This window comes from Paenibacillus sp. FSL R7-0302 (genome assembly GCF_038006885.1).
Lineage (GTDB): Bacteria > Bacillota > Bacilli > Paenibacillales > Paenibacillaceae > Paenibacillus_AQ.
This window is the reverse complement of the sequence record NZ_JBBOWB010000001.1, coordinates 2,988,981-3,011,006: the sequence shown is the minus strand read 5'-3', so window position 1 is coordinate 3,011,006 and position 22,026 is coordinate 2,988,981. Positions and strand designations below refer to the sequence as shown.

At 45.6% G+C, this 22,026-nt stretch carries 16 protein-coding genes; 13 read left to right on the top strand and 3 right to left on the bottom strand.

Going from position 1 to position 22,026, the window contains the following annotated elements; all coding sequences use genetic code 11:
* Positions 1 to 40: 40 nt before the first annotated feature.
* Positions 41 to 799, bottom strand: coding sequence for an SDR family oxidoreductase (locus MKY96_RS13075; RefSeq protein WP_340940925.1), 759 nt, complete (start codon positions 797 to 799; stop codon positions 41 to 43).
* Between the two features lie 125 nt (positions 800 to 924).
* Between MKY96_RS13075 and MKY96_RS13070 the strand changes: the two genes are divergently transcribed.
* Positions 925 to 2,322, top strand: a complete 1,398-nt coding sequence (locus MKY96_RS13070; RefSeq protein WP_340940923.1) for a sedoheptulokinase — start codon at positions 925 to 927, stop codon at positions 2,320 to 2,322.
* Positions 2,323 to 2,507: 185 nt separating this feature from the next.
* On the top strand, positions 2,508 to 3,425 hold the full coding sequence (locus tag MKY96_RS13065) for a class I SAM-dependent methyltransferase (protein WP_340940922.1): 918 nt from the start codon (positions 2,508 to 2,510) through the stop codon (positions 3,423 to 3,425).
* Here the strand turns inward: MKY96_RS13065 and MKY96_RS13060 are convergent.
* Complete coding sequence (locus MKY96_RS13060; protein ID WP_340940921.1) at positions 3,415 to 4,014, bottom strand: hypothetical protein; 600 nt, start codon at positions 4,012 to 4,014, stop codon at positions 3,415 to 3,417. The genes MKY96_RS13065 and MKY96_RS13060 overlap by 11 nt on opposite strands.
* Positions 4,015 to 4,206: 192 nt before the next feature.
* Between MKY96_RS13060 and MKY96_RS13055 the strand changes: the two genes are divergently transcribed.
* The 6 genes from MKY96_RS13055 (at position 4,207) to MKY96_RS13030 (ending at position 13,506) form a co-directional block, all read left to right on the top strand.
* The gene (locus tag MKY96_RS13055) at positions 4,207 to 4,707 is read left to right on the top strand and encodes a GNAT family N-acetyltransferase (protein ID WP_340940920.1); all 501 of its coding nucleotides are present in this window, start codon (positions 4,207 to 4,209) and stop codon (positions 4,705 to 4,707) included.
* Between the two features lie 275 nt (positions 4,708 to 4,982).
* A complete protein-coding gene (locus MKY96_RS13050) occupies positions 4,983 to 6,980 on the top strand; it encodes a hypothetical protein (RefSeq protein WP_340940918.1) in 1,998 nt (665 codons plus the stop codon).
* Positions 6,980 to 7,465, top strand: coding sequence for a hypothetical protein (locus MKY96_RS13045; RefSeq protein ID WP_340940916.1), 486 nt, complete (start codon positions 6,980 to 6,982; stop codon positions 7,463 to 7,465). The genes MKY96_RS13050 and MKY96_RS13045 overlap by 1 nt, the downstream gene beginning before the upstream one ends.
* A 258-nt stretch (positions 7,466 to 7,723) precedes the next feature.
* Positions 7,724 to 8,728: a hypothetical protein gene (locus MKY96_RS13040; RefSeq protein WP_340940914.1), complete on the top strand. Its 1,005-nt coding sequence runs from the start codon at positions 7,724 to 7,726 to the stop codon at positions 8,726 to 8,728.
* A 35-nt stretch (positions 8,729 to 8,763) separates the two neighbouring features.
* Entirely contained in the window at positions 8,764 to 9,261 is a 498-nt protein-coding gene (locus MKY96_RS13035) for a hypothetical protein (RefSeq protein WP_340940912.1), read from the top strand.
* Between the two features lie 336 nt (positions 9,262 to 9,597).
* Positions 9,598 to 13,506, top strand: coding sequence for a discoidin domain-containing protein (locus tag MKY96_RS13030; protein WP_340940910.1), 3,909 nt, complete (start codon positions 9,598 to 9,600; stop codon positions 13,504 to 13,506).
* Between the two features lie 517 nt (positions 13,507 to 14,023).
* Here MKY96_RS13030 and MKY96_RS13025 read toward each other — a convergent pair.
* Entirely contained in the window at positions 14,024 to 14,383 is a 360-nt protein-coding gene (locus tag MKY96_RS13025) for an SAM-dependent methyltransferase (RefSeq protein ID WP_340940907.1), read from the bottom strand.
* Positions 14,384 to 14,668: 285 nt separating this feature from the next.
* Between MKY96_RS13025 and MKY96_RS13020 the strand changes: the two genes are divergently transcribed.
* From MKY96_RS13020 to MKY96_RS13000, 5 genes are all read left to right on the top strand, one after another.
* Positions 14,669 to 16,582, top strand: coding sequence for an ABC transporter ATP-binding protein (locus tag MKY96_RS13020; protein ID WP_340940905.1), 1,914 nt, complete (start codon positions 14,669 to 14,671; stop codon positions 16,580 to 16,582).
* 1 nt (position 16,583) lies between these two features.
* Complete coding sequence (locus MKY96_RS13015; RefSeq protein WP_340940904.1) at positions 16,584 to 18,335, top strand: ABC transporter ATP-binding protein; 1,752 nt, start codon at positions 16,584 to 16,586, stop codon at positions 18,333 to 18,335.
* A gap of 55 nt (positions 18,336 to 18,390) precedes the next feature.
* Positions 18,391 to 19,317: a radical SAM protein gene (locus MKY96_RS13010; RefSeq protein ID WP_340940902.1), complete on the top strand. Its 927-nt coding sequence runs from the start codon at positions 18,391 to 18,393 to the stop codon at positions 19,315 to 19,317.
* A 347-nt stretch (positions 19,318 to 19,664) separates the two neighbouring features.
* Positions 19,665 to 19,961, top strand: coding sequence for a hypothetical protein (locus MKY96_RS13005; protein ID WP_340940900.1), 297 nt, complete (start codon positions 19,665 to 19,667; stop codon positions 19,959 to 19,961).
* A 300-nt stretch (positions 19,962 to 20,261) separates the two neighbouring features.
* Entirely contained in the window at positions 20,262 to 21,809 is a 1,548-nt protein-coding gene (locus MKY96_RS13000; RefSeq protein ID WP_340940899.1) for a peptide ABC transporter substrate-binding protein, read from the top strand.
* Positions 21,810 to 22,026: the final 217 nt, after the last annotated feature.

The window sequence follows — 22,026 nt, the reverse complement described above, 5'->3', positions numbered from 1 at the left end:
TTTCGCAATAGTGCCCCTCATTTCGCTTTAGGTCCTCAGCTTAATAAGCAGTCCATCCGCCGTCTGCGGTAATGACTGCCCCATTCACAAAGCCTGCTTCCTCTGAAGCCAGGAACAAGGCGAGCTGTGCGATTTCTGCGGGCTGGCCCATCCGTGGATTAAGCGCCATGCCCGGCTGTGTACGTTCCATGCCAAATGGATGGATATGGGTCATGGTTGAACCAATATTGGTCTCCACACCGCCCGGCGCAATCGCATTGCAGCGGATTCCCTTGGCAGCATACATGAATCCGGTGTTCTTGGTAAAGCCGATAACCGCATGCTTCGAGGCTGTATAAGCCGCACCGGCACGGGCACCGAACAGACCGCCTACCGAGGCAACGTTAATGATAACACCCTGTTGTTTTTCCAGGAAAATAGGCAGTACCTTGCGCGTAGCACGCATTACCGAAGTTGTATTGACGGCGAGAATCCGTTCCCAGCTCTCATCCTCAATATCACCCGCCGGTTCAAAGTTATCCATGATCCCCGCATTATTCACCAGAATATCTACCGTGCCGTAGGTGCTGACTGTGCTGTCGATCAGATTCTGGATATCAGACTCATCTGCAACATTTGCTCGTACCGCCAGGGCTTCCCCGCCGCCAGCTTTGATGTCACCGGCCACCGTCTCCGCAGCCTCCAAATGAATATCCGCCACTACGACCTTGGCTCCTTCCTTCGCATACAGGACGGCAATCGCCTTCCCCATCCCGGATGCCGCCCCGGTCACTACAGCTACTTTGTTGTGAAGTCTCATATATGTACCTCCGTGTATAGTTATTTTTCTCTGGTCTAGTATCTTTTGCTTCATAGTGTTTTATGCGCCCGGTTGACGCTATCCTTCGCGAAGGCTTAACATTGGGCTATACAACAGGGAAGAGGATGGAGCCTATGATTACGGCCGGACTAGATATCGGAACTACATCCATCTCCGGGCTGCTCTATGATCTGGAGAAACGTACGATTCTGTATAGTATTACGGAAGCACAAGCGAGCCTGCCGTTCAGCCTGAATCAGGAATGGGAGCGGCTACAAGACCCGGAATTGATTGTGAAGCAGGTGGAACAAATACTTGAACGTCTGCTGGCGAAGCAGCCGGATGTATCAGGAATTGGCCTGACCGGGCAGATGCATGGCATTGTCTATTTGGATAAAAGCGGGAGGGCAACAGGTCCGCTGTATACCTGGCAGGATGGACGGGCGGGACAGCTCACCGGAGGGATGGACAGTCCTACCTATGCGCAGCAGTTCAGTGATCTTACCGGGTACACTGTAGCTCCCGGTTATGGACTCGCCACCCATTACTATAATGTGTCCGGGCAGCTTGTCCCTGAGCGAGCAGTCAGCTTCTGCACAATTGCGGACTATATTGCGATGAGGCTGGTGAACAGTGAAGTGCCGCTGATTGATGCAACGCAGGCAGCGGGGATCGGGGGCTTCAGTCTGGGGACAGGGGATTTCGATAGAAACGCGATTGGTATGGCCGGCATCGACCCTTCGTTATTGCCGCAGGTCGTCCCCTCCGGGACGGCAATAGGCAGCACGGCACAAGGCATTCCCGTATACACTTCGCTTGGGGATAATCAGGCCAGCTTCCTGGGCAGCGTGCCGCAGCCCGGAGAATCTCTGCTGCTGAACATCGGCACAGGGAGCCAGCTCTCGGCCTGGTTGCCTGACTGCGCCAAAGCTCCTTCCGCGATGGAGATACGCCCGTTCCCTGGCGGCGGGGTGCTGATGGTTGGGGCCGCCCTGAGCGGCGGCAAGTCGTATGCCCTGCTGGAGGGATTCTTCCGGAAGCTGATCACCGCATACACCGGAGAAGCGCCGACAGATCTCTATTCCCTGATGTCCAGGCTGCTCAGTGAAGAGGTGCCGGGAAGCGCCAGCACAAGACTTACGGTGAATACACAGTTTCTGGGGACAAGAACAGACCCGGAGAAGCGCGGCAGTGTGGAGGGAATCACGCTGGAGAATTTTACTCCCGGCAGGCTGGCCCATGCTTTTCTGCAAGGAATGGTAGATGAACTGCGCGGTTTCCTGGCAGAGCTGGAACAGCAGGGCGCGGGTACATTCAGCCGCCTTATAGGCTCAGGCAATGCGCTGCGGAGTAATCCGGTCCTGTGCGCCAAGGCCGAAGCGGCCTTCGGGCTACCGCTTGAGCTTGGTGAACATGCTGAAGAAGCGGCGGTAGGGGCGGCGCTCTGTGCCGCTGTCGGCAGCGGGGAGATCGCAAGCTTCAGTGAAGCTGGTGCTTATCTTAGCAGAGCCCGGCTGAGCTAACGGGAAGGGGGCTGTCCCAAAAAGTGACCAATGGGCTTGTTAAACCAAGGATGAACAGGGAATATTGTGATATCGAACATTGACAAAATAAATTATTTATGCTATAATTTACATATTAATAGTTTGTGTATATAATAAGGTTCTCCTGGCCAGGGGAATCTTATTTTTGCATGGAGGAATCACGAATGAAGCAGAACAAGTCCAGCATGACTGCCTTAGTGGCCGCTTTTGGCCGAGCCTATCACAGTATGTATGACAATCCCAAGATATTTAATGATGATGTGGCGCACAAGCTGATATCTCCGCAGGAGTTCGCGGATATCCGCAAGAATATGGTGCAGGGGATTACTTTCTTCAATCCCGAGATCGCGGAGAGGTACCCGGATGATCCTGAAGCCATCTTGAGATGGATTGTCCAGGTCCAATTATCCCCCACACCGCTGGCACGAGCTGCCTACTGTGAGGCTATTGTGCTGCATGAGCTGAGTCTCGGGCTGGAGCAGTATGTGATTCTTGGTGCGGGGCTGGACAGCTTTGCCCACCGTTATCTTAACCTCATGGAGCGGCTTGCGATTTTTGAAGTCGATGCTCCTGCTACCCAGGCATCCAAGCAGCAGAGGCTCAGGGATGCACAGCTTGAGATTCCGGGGAATCTTCATCTCGTGCCCATGGACTTCACAGGCGAATTCTCGTATTCAGGCCTTTATAAGCAGGGGTTCGATCCTGACGCTAAGACGTTATTCAGCTTGCTGGGGGTATCCTACTACCTCACCAAGGAGGAGAATGCACGCCTGATTACGGAGCTGCTAGCAGGGGTTCCTTCAGGAAGCTCTATCATTCTGGATTATGCGGACGAGTATCTAATGGAAGAGCAGGGCGTATCCGGCCGGGTGGCCAAAATGGTGAAAATGGCTGCTGCCGGCGGAGAGCCCATGCAATCCTGGTTCAGCTATTCGGAGATGGAGGAGCTGCTGGCCGGGGCCGGTCTGCTGGTCTATGAGCACCTCTCTCCGGCAGAGATCAACGAGAGGTTTTTCAGCGGCCGGAGTGATGCTTTAAGCGCTTTTGAGACGATTCATTATGTTCATGCGGTTAAGCGGTAGCTTCTTCTCCATAAATAAAAGCCTCCACCGCCGCTATCGCGACATTCCGGTCGGGATGGGAATTGTCGATCTGCACCACCTGTGCAGACGGGAGCGGCCAGGCTACGGTGCGGGGGCCTAGCGAAGCGCTGAAGCTCTCCCAGTGGGCGAACTTCCAGGCGTCGAGCGCGGAATGTCTGCCTTCAAGCCGTTCACGGAACGTGGCTGCATCCGCAAGTCCTACCAGGACTACCTTGACCTCAACTTCATTCAGTGTGCGCCCGATGCGCGCCAGCTCGCGGCCGATCCACTCCGGATCGGCCGCTTCTTTGGTAAAGGGACCCACCACGTAGATGTCGCTGGACAGACCGATATTATCTAGCGCTGCATCCATAGTAATGCGGTAGCCGAGGTCGCGGCATAGTCTTTTATACTCATCGGAATCCCTGTCGTCAGGATCAAGCCCATGCATAGTCATAATAGCGGTTGCTGCCGGACGCAGCAGAATATCCATATCGAACACTGCCGCCGGACGCCGGGCTGCAACAGCCTTGGCTAAGGTGGTTTTGCCCGCCCCTCCGGGTCCGAGGAAAAATACCAGCTTGTTCATCTGTCTCACTCCTTATCCTGCTTGCAAATTCCAGTATAGCAGGCGAATCGTTCAGCGGGAAGGAGCCAACCGGAGAGGGTGGCCTAGCCAATTGCTAGTGTGTGACAGCAATTAGCAGGCAATGATATGATAGATTAACTGTACATTGAAGAAGGAAACGAAACAGATAGAGGGTAAAAGGAGGACAACGATATGATTACCATCCGTCCCATTGAGCGCAGGGATAATGCGGCCATTGAGGGGATTATCCGGGAGTGCCTGATTGAATTCGGCGGCAACCGCGAAGGTTTGGCTTGGGCAGATGACAGCCTGCAAGACTTATATACCTATTATAATAGCGCGGCGAACCGGGCTTACTGGATAGTGGAAGAGGACGGGCAGGTGCTGGGCGGCTGCGGGATTGCGGCATTCGACGAAGCGCAGCAGATCTGTGAATTGCAGAAAATGTACCTGTCCGCAGCCATCCGCGGCCAAGGCGTTGCAGCAGAGTTGCTGGATACGGCGTTTGCCTTCGCTAAGCGGCATTACCGTAAGTGTTACCTGGAGACGCTGCTGACGATGCAAGCCGCCGGCCGCTTCTATGTCAAGCACGGGTTCAGCCCGCTGGATGGCCCGCTGGCCGGTTCCGAGCATTATGCCTGCGATGCATGGTATATCCGGGACTTACATAACTGTTTTCCTGTGGAACTATGAGCACTATGAAGAATTCGCTTCTATAAACTTAATGGAAAATAAATCCGATAATAAAGGGATATGTATATCATTAATGGGTATATTTTGAATCCTGATATTGTACATTGGAATCCATTCTGGAGAAGGAAGCAGGGATCATAGTGTCTTCCACAAAGCTAGTATTTAACGAAGATGAAGTCCGGCGCCTGCAGACGAAGATCGGCCAGGTGAGCCAGGACACCAACAGGCTGTACCTTCAATTGAAGGGCCAGTCCAGCGGCTGGGGCGGCATTCCCATGGGCGATCATCTGGTCAAGGCCCAGGTTCTGATCAATGAATTAACCGTAGAAGCGGAGAAATTAGAGGATATCATCCGGGTCGCCCTGAGAGGCGTCTCGGAATTGCAGGAAGAGAATAAGCGGGAGGCGGACAAGCTGACGGGGCAATTTAATTTTTTGCTCGCGGCCTTCGGAAGTTTGGGGCTGCAACCAGCCGCCGGACGGTTCTCCATCCCCGAAATTGTGCAGCGAAGTGCGACGAACCTCATCACTTCGATTGCTGCTCTATCGGGAAAAGATGAGCTTAGCAGGGACCCGGTGGTGCAGCAGCTCAGGAATGTCATTCAGACCTCCGGCCTGCTGACCGTAGAGAGTATCGCTGCACAAAGTAAGCTGAACGATATCTTCGCAGCGCGCAATGAGATCGCTAAGGCCCAGATGGCCTTCAAAGTGTATCAAGCGTTCGGCAATCAAGCCCAGATGGAGACAGTTCATGCAAAGGCCGAAGAAGCCCGGCAGAAGCTGGCCTCTCTAGGCGTAGCCAAGATCTACTATGAAACCGGTAAGGATCTAATCGTCCACTACAGACAACCAGCAGTCACCGCCTGTGAGTATGATCCGTCAATTACGGCGGAGAAGGTTCCCTTACTACATAACGAAGAATATTTACTGCTTTTGCGGCTGGCCATGGAGAAGACCGCCGCCGGAGCGTATGCGCGGAGTCAGCTTGCGGCGAAGCGGCAGGAAATTCAGACCGCAGCGGCTCTTAAGCAGGTTCAAGAGCAGATCGAAGCGCAGCGGCGGTTGAACGGGCCGCCGCTCACGCTGCCGGACGGCACGACAATTACCGCAGACAACAAGGAAAATGAGACCACCTGGGACTACTATCAGGCCAAAGTCTATGTGCCAAATGAATATCTCACCCCGATGTACACCAGCTATCTGGGGTGGCTGGATAACACGTACGGCCTCACGAAATGGGAGAGCAAGGTCCGTCAGTCGGGAGATGTGGTGCTGGCTTTTACCGAAGGATTGGTGAAAGAGGTCGTCATGGGCGTGGCGGATACGGCAACCCTTGCCTTCAAACTAGTTGTAGACCCGGTCAAAACCACCACAGAAATGAAGCAGCAAGCGCAATATCTGATTGACCATCCTGAAGTGCTGGTGGAAGCGGCGAAGATGGCGTATCATCAGTTTGACGAGGGTACCCCGGAAGAGAAGGCGAAAATGCTGGGCTCGGTCGCTTCCATCCTCGTTCCTGGATTCCAGGTCACCAAAGCAGGTAAAGTTGGGAAAGTGTTAGGCGAGGTAGAAGACGTTGTCAGCCAAGCGGCGAAGGATGCCCTGCAAGGGATTAAGCAAAAGCTTCCGAATCTGGGTCCGGTAGTGCAGACGCCGGAAGGTTTAATTTTCAAGATAGGGGAGATTCCAGATACTCCAGCCTTGCCAAAGACGCCGGTGCAGCAGCGGTATATGGATGGGTTGGAGGGTGGGGGGAGAAATGTTGAACTTAACGATCCTATAAAAATTAAAACTAATAAAGGGATGGAAGTCGAATTTATAAATTCTTCAGGAAATACCCTTAAGTATGTTGAACAGAATCCCAAAAATATTCCGAATGCCATCGAAAGTGCGAAAAATAGTTCTAATGCAGGAAAAGCAGTTGAAGGTAAGGTAGGAAACTTTGTTCAACAAAAGACTGAAGTTACCGGGTTTGGAGTAGAAGTAAAAAACTTGACTCTGGATAAGAGGGCGACTGATATAGATATCGCTACAAATACACATTTTATTGAAGTCAAAAAATCAGTGAGTGCTATTAAGACAGCTCAAATAGACAGATTAACAAATCCTAATAATATTGATTTTTTCAACCGTGAATTCAAAAATGTTATCTTGTATATTGATGAGCCCATGAAAAATTTAAATAAATTTGATATGGAAAAAATAGAATTTGCCAAGAGTCAAGGCGTAACTATTGTAAATTCATTAGAAGAACTAGGGAGAGTGCTTGAGTAATGGGGACATCAGCATATTTTTTAGACCAAGCAAATAACCATACAAAATTAACAAAGCTTATTGAAGATATTAAAAACATCTGTATAGAAAAAGAATATTATATGAGCCCTGTTTCATACGATCCTCAAAGTGAACATGAAGGAAAACATGCTTCTTTAGAAGTTGCATTAGTTAAACGATCAGATGAAGAGGAGACACCTCCAAATGATGTTTTAATAGATTTATATGAAGAGCCGCATAAATACCAATATCATTGCTTTTCTTGGTATGATGAGCAAATTACTCTTTTTAATGTTGCAGTTATTGATGAAGTATATAACAATGAACAAATAATTTTGGGCTTGTCGAGTGAAATTTTAAAGCATTATCCAGATCTCAAATTATGGATAGAAGAAGATTGGTTCTACACCTTGGGTGACATAGAAAAAATATCAAGAGGACCCTATGATAATGAATGGTGCTATAAGAATCCGATAGATTTGTAAAATAAATTACGGGAATATCTTGAATGCAGAAAAAATACTATGCTAAACAGAGGAAATGCACTACTGGGATGCTAGAGTATTACATTTAGCTTAGCAGCACAAAAGTTATCAATATGTTTCATTAAGGAGAATGGATATTTCCTCGATAGAACTACATTTGAATCTTAATTTTAATGAAAACCTTGAGTGGCTACGTGCCTTTCAAGGTTTTCTGTCGATTATTTTTGCGGTGCGGGAATAAATCGGAGCTCAACCCAGATGAAGGCTGTTCATGCACAGGCCGAAGAAGCCCGGCAGAAGCTGGCTTCTCTAGGCGTAGCCGAGATCTACTATGAAGCCGGCAAGGATCTGAGCGCCCATTATAAGCAACCAGCGGTTACCGCCTGTGAATATGATCCGTCAATTACGGCGGACAAGGTTCCATTACTACATAACCAAGAATATTTACTGCTGCTGCGGCTGGCGATGGAGAAGACCGCCGCCGGAGCGTATGCGCGGAGTCAGCTTGCGGCGAAGCGGCAGGAGATCGAGATGGCGTATCATCAGTTTGACGAAGGCACCCCGGAAGAGAAGGCGAAAATGCTGGGCTCGGTCGCTTCCATCCTCGTTCCTGGACTACAAGTCACGAAGGCAGGTAAAGTTGGGAAAGTGCTAGGCGAGGTAGAAGACGTTGTCAGCCAAGCGGCGAAGGATGCCCTGCAAGGGATTAAGCAAAAGCTTCCGAATCTGGGTCCGGTAGTGCAGACGCCGGAAGGTTTAATTTTCAAGATAGGGGAGATTCCAGATACTCCAGCCTTGCCAAAGACGCCGGTGCAGCAGCGGTATATGGATTGGTTGGAGGGTCAGGGCGGTAGGGTTGAGGGGACGGATAATTCTAATAGTATTGTTAAAATAGTTAAGGACGGAAATAAAACAAATTATAAGAATCCTGCTGGGAATGAGCTATCGTGGACTGATCAGCATCCTAGAAGTATTAATAATGATATTGATGCTAAGTTAAACAGTTCAGACCCGGGTAAGGCTACCGAGGCTAAAGTAGCTTCTTTTGTAAGAGAAAATAAGGAAGTCACAGGGTTTGGACAGCAAGTTAAAAAGGCAGATAATAGTTTGGCTGGTGATTTAGATGTTGTTACTAAAGATGAGATTATTGAAGTTAAAAAATCAATAAAGGCAATAACAGATGTAGAACAGTTTGATAAATATATAAACCCAAATAACGGTAGTTATTTCAATCCCGGTCAGAAGAAAGTTATTTTATGTTAATTCCCTGGATGAACTTAAGGAGGCGTTAAAATAAAATGAGTACTTCGGCAGTTATTTTGACACTAAAAGAAGAATATTCACCTGAGAAATTGTTATCAGATACAATAGTCTCAGTATTCCATGCTAATGCAACTCTATATTTTCATAATAATAAAAATTATTCGGATAATGGGGAATTTTCGTATACTACACTGAACATTAATAACAATTCATTTGCAGAGAAAAGTGAACAATCATTTATTTTTTCAGTTCACGCTATTAACAGTCCAAGTATTGATTTTTACTATCATGAAGATTTGGAACTGGATTCTAATTTATCATTATGTCAAGTTGGTCATATTGAAGATATTTATGGTGTTCAAAAATTAATTTTTAATTTTATTTATGAATACCTCAGATTGAATCCTGACAATTACTTTTGGGTTACAGATTATGATTGGGTTTATAGCTGGGGGGACATGAAAAAAATGAAATCTTTACCGTATGATCCGGATTGGTGTTATATAGATCCAAGGTTGATTGATTTACCTTGAAATATTCTGCAACCTAGTACTTTCCCAGATGGCTTGGGGTTTGGAGAGTAAATATAACAAGACGCTTTTAAGTTCCATAATACAGGTCAATTATGGTCAGAATCTGCCATAGTTGATCTTTTTTTATTCTTGGCTAATCTCAATGATCAGTTTCATAGAATCACCTATCTTTTCCGTAGAAATAGCTCTTAAAGTGTTCGCTGCATTAAATCTATAATGAGTGTGTATTGCAGCGAGGGGAGGGCGGGATAGGGATCTCAACAGTTGTAATCGCTATCATTGTAAGGCTATGAATAAAACTGTGTGTCGTTCCACATCAGATTAAGGAGGAATAGAATGCGCAACAAGTATGTTACATGGTCACTTGTAGTTACGCTGCTCATCTCCACGCTCTTCATGGCGGCTGGACCGCTTACCCGTTCGTCGGCGGCGGGCGGACCGAATCTGGTACTTAACAAAACTATTACCGCCAGCGGGCAATCCCAGAATTATACGCCGGATAACGTTAAAGACAGTAATCAGAATACGTATTGGGAGAGCGCAAATGATGCTTTTCCAGGGTGGATTCAGGTCGATCTGGGTGCGCTCACCAGTATTGACCAGCTTGTATTGAAGTTACCAGTCAACTGGGAGGCGCGGACGCAGACACTGGCGGTACAGGGCAGTACGAACGGCTCTACCTTCACGGATATCGTCGCTTCAGCCGCATATGTCTTCAACCCTGCGGTGGCGAACAACAGTGTGACGGTTAACTTCACGGCAGCGGGTACGCGTTATGTCCGCCTCATGTTCAGTGCGAACAACGGCTGGCCTGCCGCCCAGTTATCCGAGCTTGAGATCTACGGTGCCAGCAGTGCGACAACTGCTCCTACAAGTACACCCTCTGCTACATCTGCCCCGGCAGGCAGCTATGAAGCGGAAGCCGCTGCATTATCCGGCGGGGCCAAAGTTAACACGGACCATGCCGGATACTCCGGCACAGGCTTTGTTGACAACTATCTAACCCAAGGTCCGGCCACCACCTTCACGGTAAATGTGCCTGCGGCGGGTACACGGAATGTTACGCTGAAGTATGCCAATGCAAGCGGAAGCGACAAGACGATCAGCATCTACGTGAACGGAGTTAAGCAGCGCCAGACCACCTTGCCGAACCTGGCGAACTGGGACACCTGGAGCACGAAGGCTGAAGCCCTCCCGTTGAATGCTGGCAGTAATAGCATTGCTTACAAATACGATGCAGGGGATACGGGCAATGTCAATTTGGATCTAATTACGGTAGCAGCTGCAATCATCTCCACGCCCGCACCTTCACCTACAGTAGCTCCAACAACTGCCCCTACACCAACGCCGGTAACTACCCCGGCCCCTACAGCTACGGTGGCACCAACACCAGCACCGACAGCAACACCGGTGACTACACCAACGGTGTCCCCTGGAGGGAACATCGCCATTGGTAAGGCGATCAGTGCATCCTCCAACACACAGAATTTCATTGCCGGTAATGCCAACGATAACAACACGGCTACTTACTGGGAAGGCAGCGGGAATCCCAGCACCCTTACGCTTGACCTTGGAGCCAATCATAATATCACTTCGATTGTGCTGAAGCTGAATCCGGCGGCCGAATGGGCAACCCGGACGCAGAATATTCAAGTCCTGGGACACAATCAGAATTCAACAACCTTCAGCAATCTGGTTGCCGCCCAGAACTATACCTTCAATCTGGCATCAGGCAACACGGTGACTATCCCCGTGACAGCAACCGTTAAGCGGCTTCAGCTTGCTATCGCCGCCAACTCCGGTGCGCCCGGAGGACAAATTGCCGAATTCCAGGTATACGGTACACCGGCAACGAACCCGGATCTGACGATCACCGGCATGAGCTGGACACCTGCTTCTCCGGTGGAGACCAGCGCAGTGACCCTGAATACTGTGGTGAAGAACAGCGGTACAGCCGCAGCCGCAGCGACGACTGTCAATTTCTATCTGAACAACGAGCTGGCGGGTTCGGCACCGGTAGCGGCTTTGGCAGCAGGAGCTTCGGCATCCGTCTCCTACAATGCAGGGACGCTAACAGCCGGAACTTATCCGCTTAGTGCTAAGGTAGATGAGGCGGGCCAGATTATTGAGCAGAACGAAAGCAACAACAGCTATACAAATCCTGCTTCCCTGGTCATTGTTTCTGTCTCCAGCTCCGACCTTATCGGGACCACCTCATGGTCACCGGATACACCGGCAGCAGGCAGCAGCGTAACCTTCTCTGTCAATCTTAAGAATCAGGGCAATCTTGCTTCCTCCGGGGGTGCACACGGAATCACTGTTGCACTGAAGAATCAGGCAGGCGCCACAGTGCAGACCTTCACAGGGTCATACAGCGGTGCAATTGCTGCCGGGGCTTCGGTGAATGTGTCTGTTCCAGGCACATGGAGCGCAGTGAACGGAAGTTACACCGTCACTACGACGATTGCCGCAGATGCCAATGAAGTTATAGCCAAGCAGGCCAACAATGTAAAAACCGTTAATCTCGTCGTATACGCTCTGCGCGGAGCAAGTGTACCCTACAGCCGGTATGACACGCAGGATGCGACCCGCGGCGGTTCAGCGGCGCTGAAATCGGCACCGAATTTCGATCAGATGCTAACCGCTTCGGAGGCTTCGGGCCAGAGCTATATTGCTTTGCCGTCCAACGGCTCTTATGCACAATGGACGGTGAGAGCGGGCCAAGGCGGCGCCGGGGTCACCATGAGATTCACGATGCCGGATTCGGCAGACGGCATGGGCCTTACCGGAGCGCTGGATGTGTACGTGAATGGCGCCAAAGCCAAAACCATTCCGTTAACCTCCTATTACTCCTGGCAGTACTTCTCCGGCGACCAGCCTGGTGATGCACCGAGTGCCGGACGCCCGTTGTTCCGCTTCGATGAAGTACACTGGAAGATGGATACACCACTTCAGCCTGGGGACACGATCCGTATTCAGAAGAACAACGGGGACAGTCTTGAATACGGCGTAGATTTCCTGGAAATTGAGCCAGTACCGGCGGCCATTGCCCGTCCGGCCAACTCAGTGTCGGTCACCGATTACGGCGCAGTGGCAGGAGACGGACAGGACGACCTGGCCGCCTTCAACAGTGCGGTTACAGCCGCCGTCACCAGCGGAAAATCTCTCTATATTCCGGCTGGAACTTTTAATCTGAGCAGTATGTGGGTGATTGGCTCGGTCAGCAATATGATCAACAACTTCACGGTTACGGGTGCAGGCTATTGGCATACCAACCTGCAATTTACCAATCCCAATACAGCCGGGGGAGGGATCTCCTTCCGTATCCTGGGCAAGCTGGATTTCAGCAACGTCTATATGAACTCGAATCTGCGGTCCCGCTACAACCAGAACGCGATCTACAAAGGCATGATGGATAACTTCGGCAATAATTCAGTCATCCATGATGTCTGGATCGAGCATTTTGAATGCGGAATGTGGGTGGGTGATTATGCCCGGACCCCGGCGATTTTTGCGAATAATCTGCTTGTCGAGAACAGCCGTATCCGTAACAATCTGGCGGACGGCATTAACTACTCCCAAGGAACCAGCAACTCTACCGTCCGCAATACCAATGTGCGCAATAACGGGGACGATGGTCTGGCCGTGTGGCCGAGCAACACCTTTGGTGCACCGGATGGTGTGAATAACACGTTCTCATACAATACGATTGAGAATAACTGGCGTGCTGGCGCTATCGGCATCTTCGGGGGCAGTGGTCACAAGGCGGATCACAACTACATCATCGACACGGTGGGCGGCTCCGGTATCCGGCTGAATACGACCTTTCCGGGAGCGCATTTCAACAGCAACACAGGGATGATTTTCTCGGATACGACGATTATTAACAGCGGCACCAGCCGTGACCTGTATGACGGGGAACGCGGCGCAATTGATCTCGAAGCTTCGAGTGATCCGATCAAGAATGTAACCTTCACCAACATCGACATCATCAATACCCAGCGCGATGCTATCCAGTTCGGCTACGGTGGCGGCTTCTCGGGTATCGTATTCAACAACATCAACATCAACGGCACAGGTCTCGATGGAGTGACAACTTCCAGGTTCTCCGGCGCCCATAAGGGAGCGGCAATCTACACGTATACCGGCAACGGTTCGGCGACCTTCAATAACCTGACTACCAGCAATATTGCATATCCAAGTCTGTATTATATTCAGAGCGGGTTTGGGCTGTTGATTCAGTAGCTAGAGATAGACAGGGGAGGGGCCTAAATGGCTCCTCTTTTTTTGGTTTTAGCCAGTTGAGTGCGTGAAACGTGCGAAAATCAGGACCACCCGTCCAACGGAAGGTCCTGATTTTTGTTTCTTAGAAGATCCCTGTTGAGTTGGTGGTCTTCCTTTGAGTGGTCTGTTCTTCCCAACAAGATTAAGGACATGAAGATATGTATTTATTAAAATGAGTGCTTACTAAAATTATTTCCCCATTCTAAATAAATAAAAAATTCTAATGTACCATTATTCCCTGTAACTTGACTATTGGTAATACCAATTATCTCATAGTCTTCGATAAAGTGATTACATAAATCGGTTAATATATCACGGATGGTATCGATACTGTCGAATTCCCCGCTTCTGCGTATATCAGAAGATGCTACTTCAAACAGAGGTTTAATTAAAGCAATTACAGTTCCGCAATCCCCTATGATTTCTCTACATAATGGCAGGGCATATTTTAATGAAAGGTATGACAAGTCTAAGGTGATTACTTCTGGAGTACATCAACAGCATAAACAAGCTTTGCTCCATTTTGTATCAGGCAATCAGTAAACCCGCCAGTAGAAGCTCCGCAATCCATTACCACTTTTCCATTTACATCAATTCCAAAATCACGTAATGCGCCTGCTAATTTTAAGCCTCCTTTATTTACATACTTTCTTTGATAATACCTTTTAATTCTTACTGTTCCATCTACAGGAACTTTGTCGTTAACACTTATTATTAATTCATCGTTAACCAAAACTCGACCTAATATTATCCATTTTTTTGCCTCTTCCAAGCTATCAAACCAATTTTCTGAAATTAATTTATCAATGACAATACAACTTTTTTTATTTTTCTTCATTTAGAAAACTCCAATTTTAGATAGAATAAGTGCCTTGGTAAAAATGATTGCGCATAATTATCATTCAAATGTTCAAATGCATAAAATAATTTATTCATTTGTAAAGATTAAATTAATAAAAACATGAGTCAATAGATAAAAATGTAACAATAAAAATTCGATATTTGTTTAAATTTTTGTATTTAATTTTAAATAATTTCAATATTATTACAAATTAGTCGCTTTACAGATGGAAAATGCTGTGATAAGATGCAAATTAATTAGAAGGGAAGTGCTTTTATGTAATTGTTAAATGTAAACTTTAATGTTCATTTGTTTATTTGTTGGAGCGCAATTGAAGAAAACAATTTATTAAGTGAAAACACTAATTCCAAAAAACAAGGTGTGATGATGCTGCAATTACTACGATATTGTCTGGACCCGATAAAAATCATGATAAAGTTTTGTAAAGCTCATGCCATGCTCAAAATAATTTTGTTAATGGTGTCAGCGATTTTGGCTCCGTTAAGCTTGTTGCTAACAGAAGATCTAATCGACAGTGTATCTGATTTATACAAAGGCAATGCGGGTTACACCCACGTGGGTCTGAACCTGGTGCTACTACTTATCACTATTTTGACAATCTCCCTTTGTACGTCGATGGAGGGTTACCTCAATATAAATTTTGATAGATTATTATTGAAAAACTGGACACCGGTCGTATTGAACAAGTATAAGCAGCTCAAATACAGTTGTTTTGAAGATCAAGAAACGCAGGATATTATTTTTCAAATGAGTGACCATCCTAGTGAAAGTATCAAAAACAGTTTTCTTAATATCACGCAGATAGGCAGTTCTCTGCTTTCACTGGTACTACTAAATCTGGTATTTGCAAAGGTTTCTGTCTGGTTGTCAGTACTTTGTTTTTTATTCACGGTTCCCATGCTTTTTCTAAACTATAGAGCTATGACTATCCTCGACAGCCTTTTCTACAAACAATCTGCCGAAGATCGGAAGTTGGGATATTTGTTAGGGTTGTTGACTACTAAATCTTCCCTTTCTGAACTCAAATTATTTTGTGCGGTAGAATATATCGTTAATCAATGGGGAGGGATCAGAAGTAAAGTTTATAAAGAGAGGGTTGGCGCCAATGTAAAATCTCAAAAACTTATCTTTATCAATACTTTATGTGTTATGGCTTGGACGGTGCTAATTATTATTACGTTAGTAAATTATATGTACAACGGACTCATTACTTTAGGGCTTTTTGTAGCTTTAATGGGCTCTCTCAATTCGATTATCAGTATATCTGAGCAGGTCTCCTGGGAATATTCCGAATACTCCCGAAATGTATTGAAGACAAAGTACTATAAGCGTTTTATGTCTTTGCCTGAAAGTGAAGAGAGCGCTGATTTCAAAAAAGAGAGGTGTTTCAATAATCCTGAAATTTGTTTTAATGATGTCTACTTTTCATATCCCCAATCTCAAAAACCGATTCTGCAAGGTGTGTCTCTGACGATAAGACATAATGAGAGAATTGCAATTGTCGGTAAAAATGGTGCTGGAAAGTCTACGCTAATTAAGCTGTTGTGCGGGCTTTATCAACCTGATAGGGGGGAGATCACCATTAATGGTATAGCGCTTTCAAACTTGAGTCAGCATGAGATTTCTGCTCTTTTCAGCGTCGTCTTCCAGGATTTTATGAAATACAGTTTAACTGTACGGGAGAATATAGCCTTAGGGAATATTACAAAAATCCATAACGATGCAGCTATAGATAAGGCCTTGGGACAGGCTGAAACAATGGGATTCCTTAAGCTTTCTGGGAAAGGACTGAACACGCCTTTAGGGAAGCTGGAGGATGACGGCATAGACCTATCTGGAGGCGAGTGGCAGCGGATTACTCTAGCCAGAGCACTTTTCGCGGATTCTTCATTTATCATACTAGATGAGCCAACAGCGTCTTTGGATCCGGTTGCAGAAAGTGAACTTTATCAATCTCTTTCTTTAGTTATAAAAGAAAAAGGTTCGATCATGATCTCACATCGCTTGGCAAGTGCCAAATTGGCAGACAAAATCTTTGTTATAGATGATGGGCGGATCTGCGAAGAAGGCAACCATGATGAGTTAATCGCCAAACAGGGAATTTATGCTGAAATGTTCAGAGCTCAGGCGAAATGGTATGACATGGATAGAACCTCTTTGAGAGTGGGCTACTAATATGTTAAAGCAGCTGGCTAAAATATTTAGAATAGCAATGGACTCTTCGCCCGGATCGCTTTTGATTATTATAATTAGTTCGGCAGCCGGTTTCTTATATCCCGCTGTCTCAACCAGGATTTTGTCATCGATCTTTCATGAGTTTAGCAACACGGCTTTGTTAAATCTGCATAAAATTTATTTTTTCATGGTGCTATTTATAGCGATTTATATCCTGAAAACCATCCTTCAGAGTATCGCTGGGTTATTTGTGTCTATTGGGATTTACGAGAAACTGGGATATCAGCTTAATATTTATATAGGCGAAAAGTGTACGAAGCTTCCTTTTATCAGCATGGAAACACCTGAGATATTAAATAAGTTAAATAGAGCAAAAGATTGTGTAACGAGAGCGGTAATTCCGCAATTAATTATGATTACAATCAGCGTATTCTCCAGTTTCATCTCGGTGCTTCTTGTAATCACTCTGTTAGCATCCTATAGCTTATGGTTTATTCCAATCTCCTTGCTTAGCGTGCTTCCTTATTTAATAGCCAGAATTATCCGGGGTAAAGAATTTTACTATTTGAAATGGTTTCAGGCCCCCAAGCAGAGATCCCTGGATTATTTCTGGAGTCTGTTCAATAATAAGCAGGCTGTAAAAGAAATGCGGGTTAACGGCAGCGGTGATTACTTGGCTGAGAAGTGGACTTATTATCGTGATGCTGTGTTGAGTCAAGAGTGGAATTTCAGAAGGAAAGATAGTCTGACTTTACTGGTGTGCGATTTTCTCAGGGCACTTGGATACTTGACCAGCATATTTTTTGCCTACAGACTTGTTATCCATCATGAGATAACAATCGGACTGTTCGGTGCGTGTATTGCTGCTTTTGCAATAGTGCAAGACCAGACAAGATCTTTCCTGGTGGAATTAGGCCGTTTTAAAGAACACTTGTTGTTCTCGAAAGACTATCTTGATTTCTTGGAATTGGAGGAAGAGGTTGAGGGCATAGCACAAATAAAAGGAGATTTTAATCAAATTATTATGGACAATGTTTCTTTTCTATACCCGAATAGTACAGATTATGCTCTGAAAAATGTGAGCCTACAAATACACAAAGGAGAAAAGCTGGCAATAGTCGGAAAAAACGGGAGCGGGAAAACCACCCTGGCAAAATTAATCATGGGGATGTATTCATCCAGCAGCGGCAGCATTTATTACAATGGAACGGATCTGAAGGCTATCAATAAAACAAGTTATTATTCCCTCATTTCTTCTATATGGCAGGATTTTGTTACCTACAAACTTACCATCAGAGAGAATATTGCGATTAGTAAGACTCAAAAAATGGATAGCGATGAGGCTATTTTAAATGTTGTGAAAATGATGGGGATGGAGAAGCTTGTCAGAGAAAACGGATTGGATACCCCTATCGGAAGTGAATTTGGCGGGATTGAGTTATCGGGTGGAGACAACCAGCGGCTTGGATTGGCCAGAACGATGTTCCGGGATAGTTCAATGGTTGTTCTGGACGAACCAACTTCTGCTATGGACCCGACATTCGAATCGGAAGTGCTGGAGAAATTCCTGGAAATTTCAGAGAAGAAAACATCCTTGGTTATTTCTCATAGACTGGGGCTATGCAGAGTGGTGGACAGGATTATCGTCATGAATAATGGTGAAATTGTGGGAATCGGGACTCATAAAGAACTGCTTGAGAACAATGCTGAATACATAAAACTCTATACAGCTCAAGAACAGTGGTATCACTAGTCCACCCGATAGTTTTAAAAACTGATTTTAAATTAAATGAAGCGGGAGTGGAAATATGGTATTAAGTGAGCATATTCTCAGTGTATTGCGGGCTAAAAACGTACCTAGTCATGTTCAAATTGAATTAACCAAAAGATGCAACTGGAGATGCAAGTTTTGTTATGCCGAGTGTGATGAAGACGATGGATTAGATACCGCAACATTGTTCACTTTGTTGGACGATTTAAAAAGAATAGGCACGATTGAAATTAATTTTACTGGTGGAGAACCTTTATTAAAGAGAAGATGTATAGAAATATTTGAAAGGGCTAAATCATTAGGGTTTGGCCTGTCCCTTAATACCAATGGTTCACTAATAAATGAAAAAAACTATAGACAACTCTCTGAGCTGTTTTCGAGAATTGAGATAAGTTTGCACTCTGGAATCGAAAGCGAACATGATCAAATCGTACAGAGAACTGGAGCATGGAAAAAGACAGTTCATGCAATTAAATTGTTGACAGAAGCAAACGTGAAAGTGTTGATGAAATGTGTACTCACTCAAGAAACCCTTAACTCATTGAATTCATTAAACTTGTTATCCAAATCGCTTGGAGTCGAACTAGTAGTTGATTATAACATTACTTCAACATACAGCGGTAATACAAAACCTTTGCAATATAAATTAACAAATGAACAGATTTCCAAGTTAATAGAAACGGACAAATCAGTGGTTTATAAAGTATCTGATGATTATATAGAAGAAAATTATAAAAAAAGAAAACTTTCTGATGGCATCTGCCGGGCTGGAAGAACATCAGCTTTTATTGATGCTGAAGAAATGTATTTCCATGTATTATTTTTAAAGATACAAGTGTGCCGGAAAACAGCGGTGGTTACACCGAGAACATTAAAACAAAACCGTTTGAAAACATTTGGAGGGACAATTCCTTATTTCATGAGATCCGTGCTTTATCTGCGGCTGATTATGTTTAAGTTGTGAAATAGATAATGATTAGAGGAGGAAAGTAAATGAACTCTAAAATCTTACCAATGAAGTATCCAATTATAACTTCTTGGCAATGGCAAGCTAATTTATTTTCAAATGATCAGAGACGAATCGCACGACAAAACCTTTGTTGACTTTTATCAATATCCTATATTAGAGGTTTGCCCATGGATTTATAATCAACATCTAAAACGAGAAACCATTTTGTTTTTTAAAAAAGATATTTGCGAGTTTTTTATCGAGTGTATCGATCTTAATAATTATATTTATGCGTGTTTGAACAATCCTATTTCGGCCGCTCAGAATTTTTTCCTCACGATACTTTTATATATGGTTACAATATGGAAAAGAAAGTATTTTACATAGCTGATTTTTCTATTAAAGAGAAATACTCTTATACAGAGGTATCATTTTCACAAATTGAAAAAGCATATTTAGCCATTGAGGAAAAAGATGATTGGCTTTTAGATAAAGGGGGACTGCAGCTTCTTAGTTTTAATGCTAAAGGCATATTTGATTTTAAACCCTCGTTGGTAATAGAATTCTTGGATGAGTTCTTACAGTCTAAAAATAGCTTTGAAAAAAGTTGTTTTTATATAAACAATCCTAATAAAAGTGTATTTGGATTAGAGGTTTAAAGCAGTGTAAAATATATTAATTTAGACGAGTGAGAAAGAAATTATTCTTACTGAGGAGATTACAGTGTATTACGGCTCAAGATAAAGCTCTGCTGGTCAGGGAGCATGAAGACCACAACCTTTGATTTGATCCTTTGATTATGGACTTTTTTACATGGAATATAATTATTGATCTTCGATAAATTACGACAGCGTAATATCTGCCCTCCATGTTATTCTATTACTAATACATAATAGCTATACAAAGGGGAAACATTGATGAAAAGGTTGCTTTATATCATTTTGGCAGTAGGTTTAATGATGAGTGTAACGCTCACGGGAGGGGCAGGTACTTCATCTGCTGCACAAGCTAATAAGGTATTGCGTATCGGTCTGGGAAGTCTTCCTGATCAGCTTGATCCGGCAGCAGCTGCGGATGACAGCACAGTGACGGTTCTCAAAGGGTTATTTGAAGGACTGGTCCGGTTGAATGCGGCTGGTCAAGCCGTTCCGGCAATAGCAAAATCATGGACTCTCTCGAAGGATGGCAGAACGTATACCTTTGCGCTTCGCGGGGATGCGAAATGGAGCAACGGGCAGCAGGTGCTGGCCTCGGACTTCGAGTATGCCTGGAAGCGGGCGCTGGCTCCGGAAGCCAAGAATGTCTACGCTTTTAATATGTACATGATTAATAATGCGCAGAATTACAACGAGGGACTTCTGAAGGATACCTCCAAAATCGGCGTAAAGGCGTTGAATAACACCACACTACAGGTCACATTAAAGGAGAAAACCTCCTATTTCATCCAGCTGCTCGCAGAAAGCATTTATTTTCCGGTGTACGCTAAGACTGCGAAGGCCAACAACCAATGGGCAACAGACCTTAAGTCTATGGTAACCAATGGTCCCTTCAAGCTCAAGACTTGGAAGAGTAATGAGATTTCTATAGTTAAAAACCCTGCTTATTATGCGGCCCAAGAAATTAAGCTGCCGGAGGTACGTCTGCTGCTGCCTGAGAATCCGACAGTCGCTTATATGGACAAGAAGGTTGACTGGGTTGGAGGCGGAGGGGTGGAATCAGTGGATTATACATCTTTAGATAGCGCATCTTACCGCGACCTGCATGAAGGGCCGTATGCTTCCACCTATTTTTATCAATTCAATCTGACTAAGCCGCCGTTTGACAATCTGAAGATCCGCCAGGCATTGGCGATGGCGATTGACCGTGAAGCCTTGCGTTACGGCAATCCGGCGTTTGGATTTGTGCCGCCAAGTATTCATGGGACCCAGTTGAATTTCCGCACAGAGATGTCGGACAAAATGTACTTTCATGAGGATGTGGCGGCGGCCAAGCAATTACTGAAGGAAGGCATGAGAGAAGCGGGACTCACCAAGTTCCCAAGCTTCACTATTATCGTGAATGAATATATCAATCATGACGTTATCGCAAGTAAAGTGATCAAGGACTGGAAAAAGAACTTAGGCATTGAAGCAAGTGTAGAAATCCAAAGCTTCGAGGAACTGTTGGATAATCGTATACATCAAAACTATGCTATAGCAAGAGCGGGATGGAGCGCTGATTTCAATGATCCGGCCTCGATGCTGGAGCTATTCAGTTCACAGAATGTCTCCAATGATACGGGGTGGAGCAATACAGTGTATGACCGTTATATGCAGCAAGCCCGGCAGGCGGCCGACCCCGGCACACGTATGCAGATTTATGCCACGGCCGAACAGCTGCTCATGGATAAAATGGCAGTTATTCCGCTGTTTTACACTGTGACTGATTATTTGAGTCATCCTAATATCAAGAATGTATATGTTGATTATGACGGGTCCATAGCTTTCACAAGAGGCTCGTGGCGGTGAAAAGCGTTTAGAAAACAAGGATCAGGAGGCCATGAGCAGATTGCTGCTTGTGGCTTCTTTCTTTTCCTCTAAGCTCTTCACCAATCGTTCAAAATCAAGCCGTGTCCGTACAGACAACAGCGCATATCTATGTTAATATACATCATGAATGAATTATAAAATATTCATTCATGAGTTGCTCAGGTATCAAGTGGAGTCACTATTTTGTATTCTATTC

Coding starts and splice junctions, on each gene's coding strand:
- MKY96_RS13010 (WP_340940902.1), top strand. CDS start 18,391: ATGGTATTAAGTGAGCATATTCTCAGTGTATTGCGGGCTAAAAACGTA.
- MKY96_RS13055 (WP_340940920.1), top strand. CDS start 4,207: ATGATTACCATCCGTCCCATTGAGCGCAGGGATAATGCGGCCATTGAG.
- MKY96_RS13045 (WP_340940916.1), top strand. CDS start 6,980: ATGGGGACATCAGCATATTTTTTAGACCAAGCAAATAACCATACAAAA.
- MKY96_RS13040 (WP_340940914.1), top strand. CDS start 7,724: ATGAAGGCTGTTCATGCACAGGCCGAAGAAGCCCGGCAGAAGCTGGCT.
- MKY96_RS13035 (WP_340940912.1), top strand. CDS start 8,764: ATGAGTACTTCGGCAGTTATTTTGACACTAAAAGAAGAATATTCACCT.
- MKY96_RS13075 (WP_340940925.1), bottom strand. CDS start 799: ATGAGACTTCACAACAAAGTAGCTGTAGTGACCGGGGCGGCATCCGGG.
- MKY96_RS13015 (WP_340940904.1), top strand. CDS start 16,584: ATGTTAAAGCAGCTGGCTAAAATATTTAGAATAGCAATGGACTCTTCG.
- MKY96_RS13065 (WP_340940922.1), top strand. CDS start 2,508: ATGAAGCAGAACAAGTCCAGCATGACTGCCTTAGTGGCCGCTTTTGGC.
- MKY96_RS13070 (WP_340940923.1), top strand. CDS start 925: ATGGAGCCTATGATTACGGCCGGACTAGATATCGGAACTACATCCATC.
- MKY96_RS13030 (WP_340940910.1), top strand. CDS start 9,598: ATGCGCAACAAGTATGTTACATGGTCACTTGTAGTTACGCTGCTCATC.
- MKY96_RS13000 (WP_340940899.1), top strand. CDS start 20,262: ATGAGTGTAACGCTCACGGGAGGGGCAGGTACTTCATCTGCTGCACAA.
- MKY96_RS13025 (WP_340940907.1), bottom strand. CDS start 14,383: ATGAAGAAAAATAAAAAAAGTTGTATTGTCATTGATAAATTAATTTCA.
- MKY96_RS13005 (WP_340940900.1), top strand. CDS start 19,665: ATGGAAAAGAAAGTATTTTACATAGCTGATTTTTCTATTAAAGAGAAA.
- MKY96_RS13050 (WP_340940918.1), top strand. CDS start 4,983: ATGGGCGATCATCTGGTCAAGGCCCAGGTTCTGATCAATGAATTAACC.
- MKY96_RS13060 (WP_340940921.1), bottom strand. CDS start 4,014: ATGAACAAGCTGGTATTTTTCCTCGGACCCGGAGGGGCGGGCAAAACC.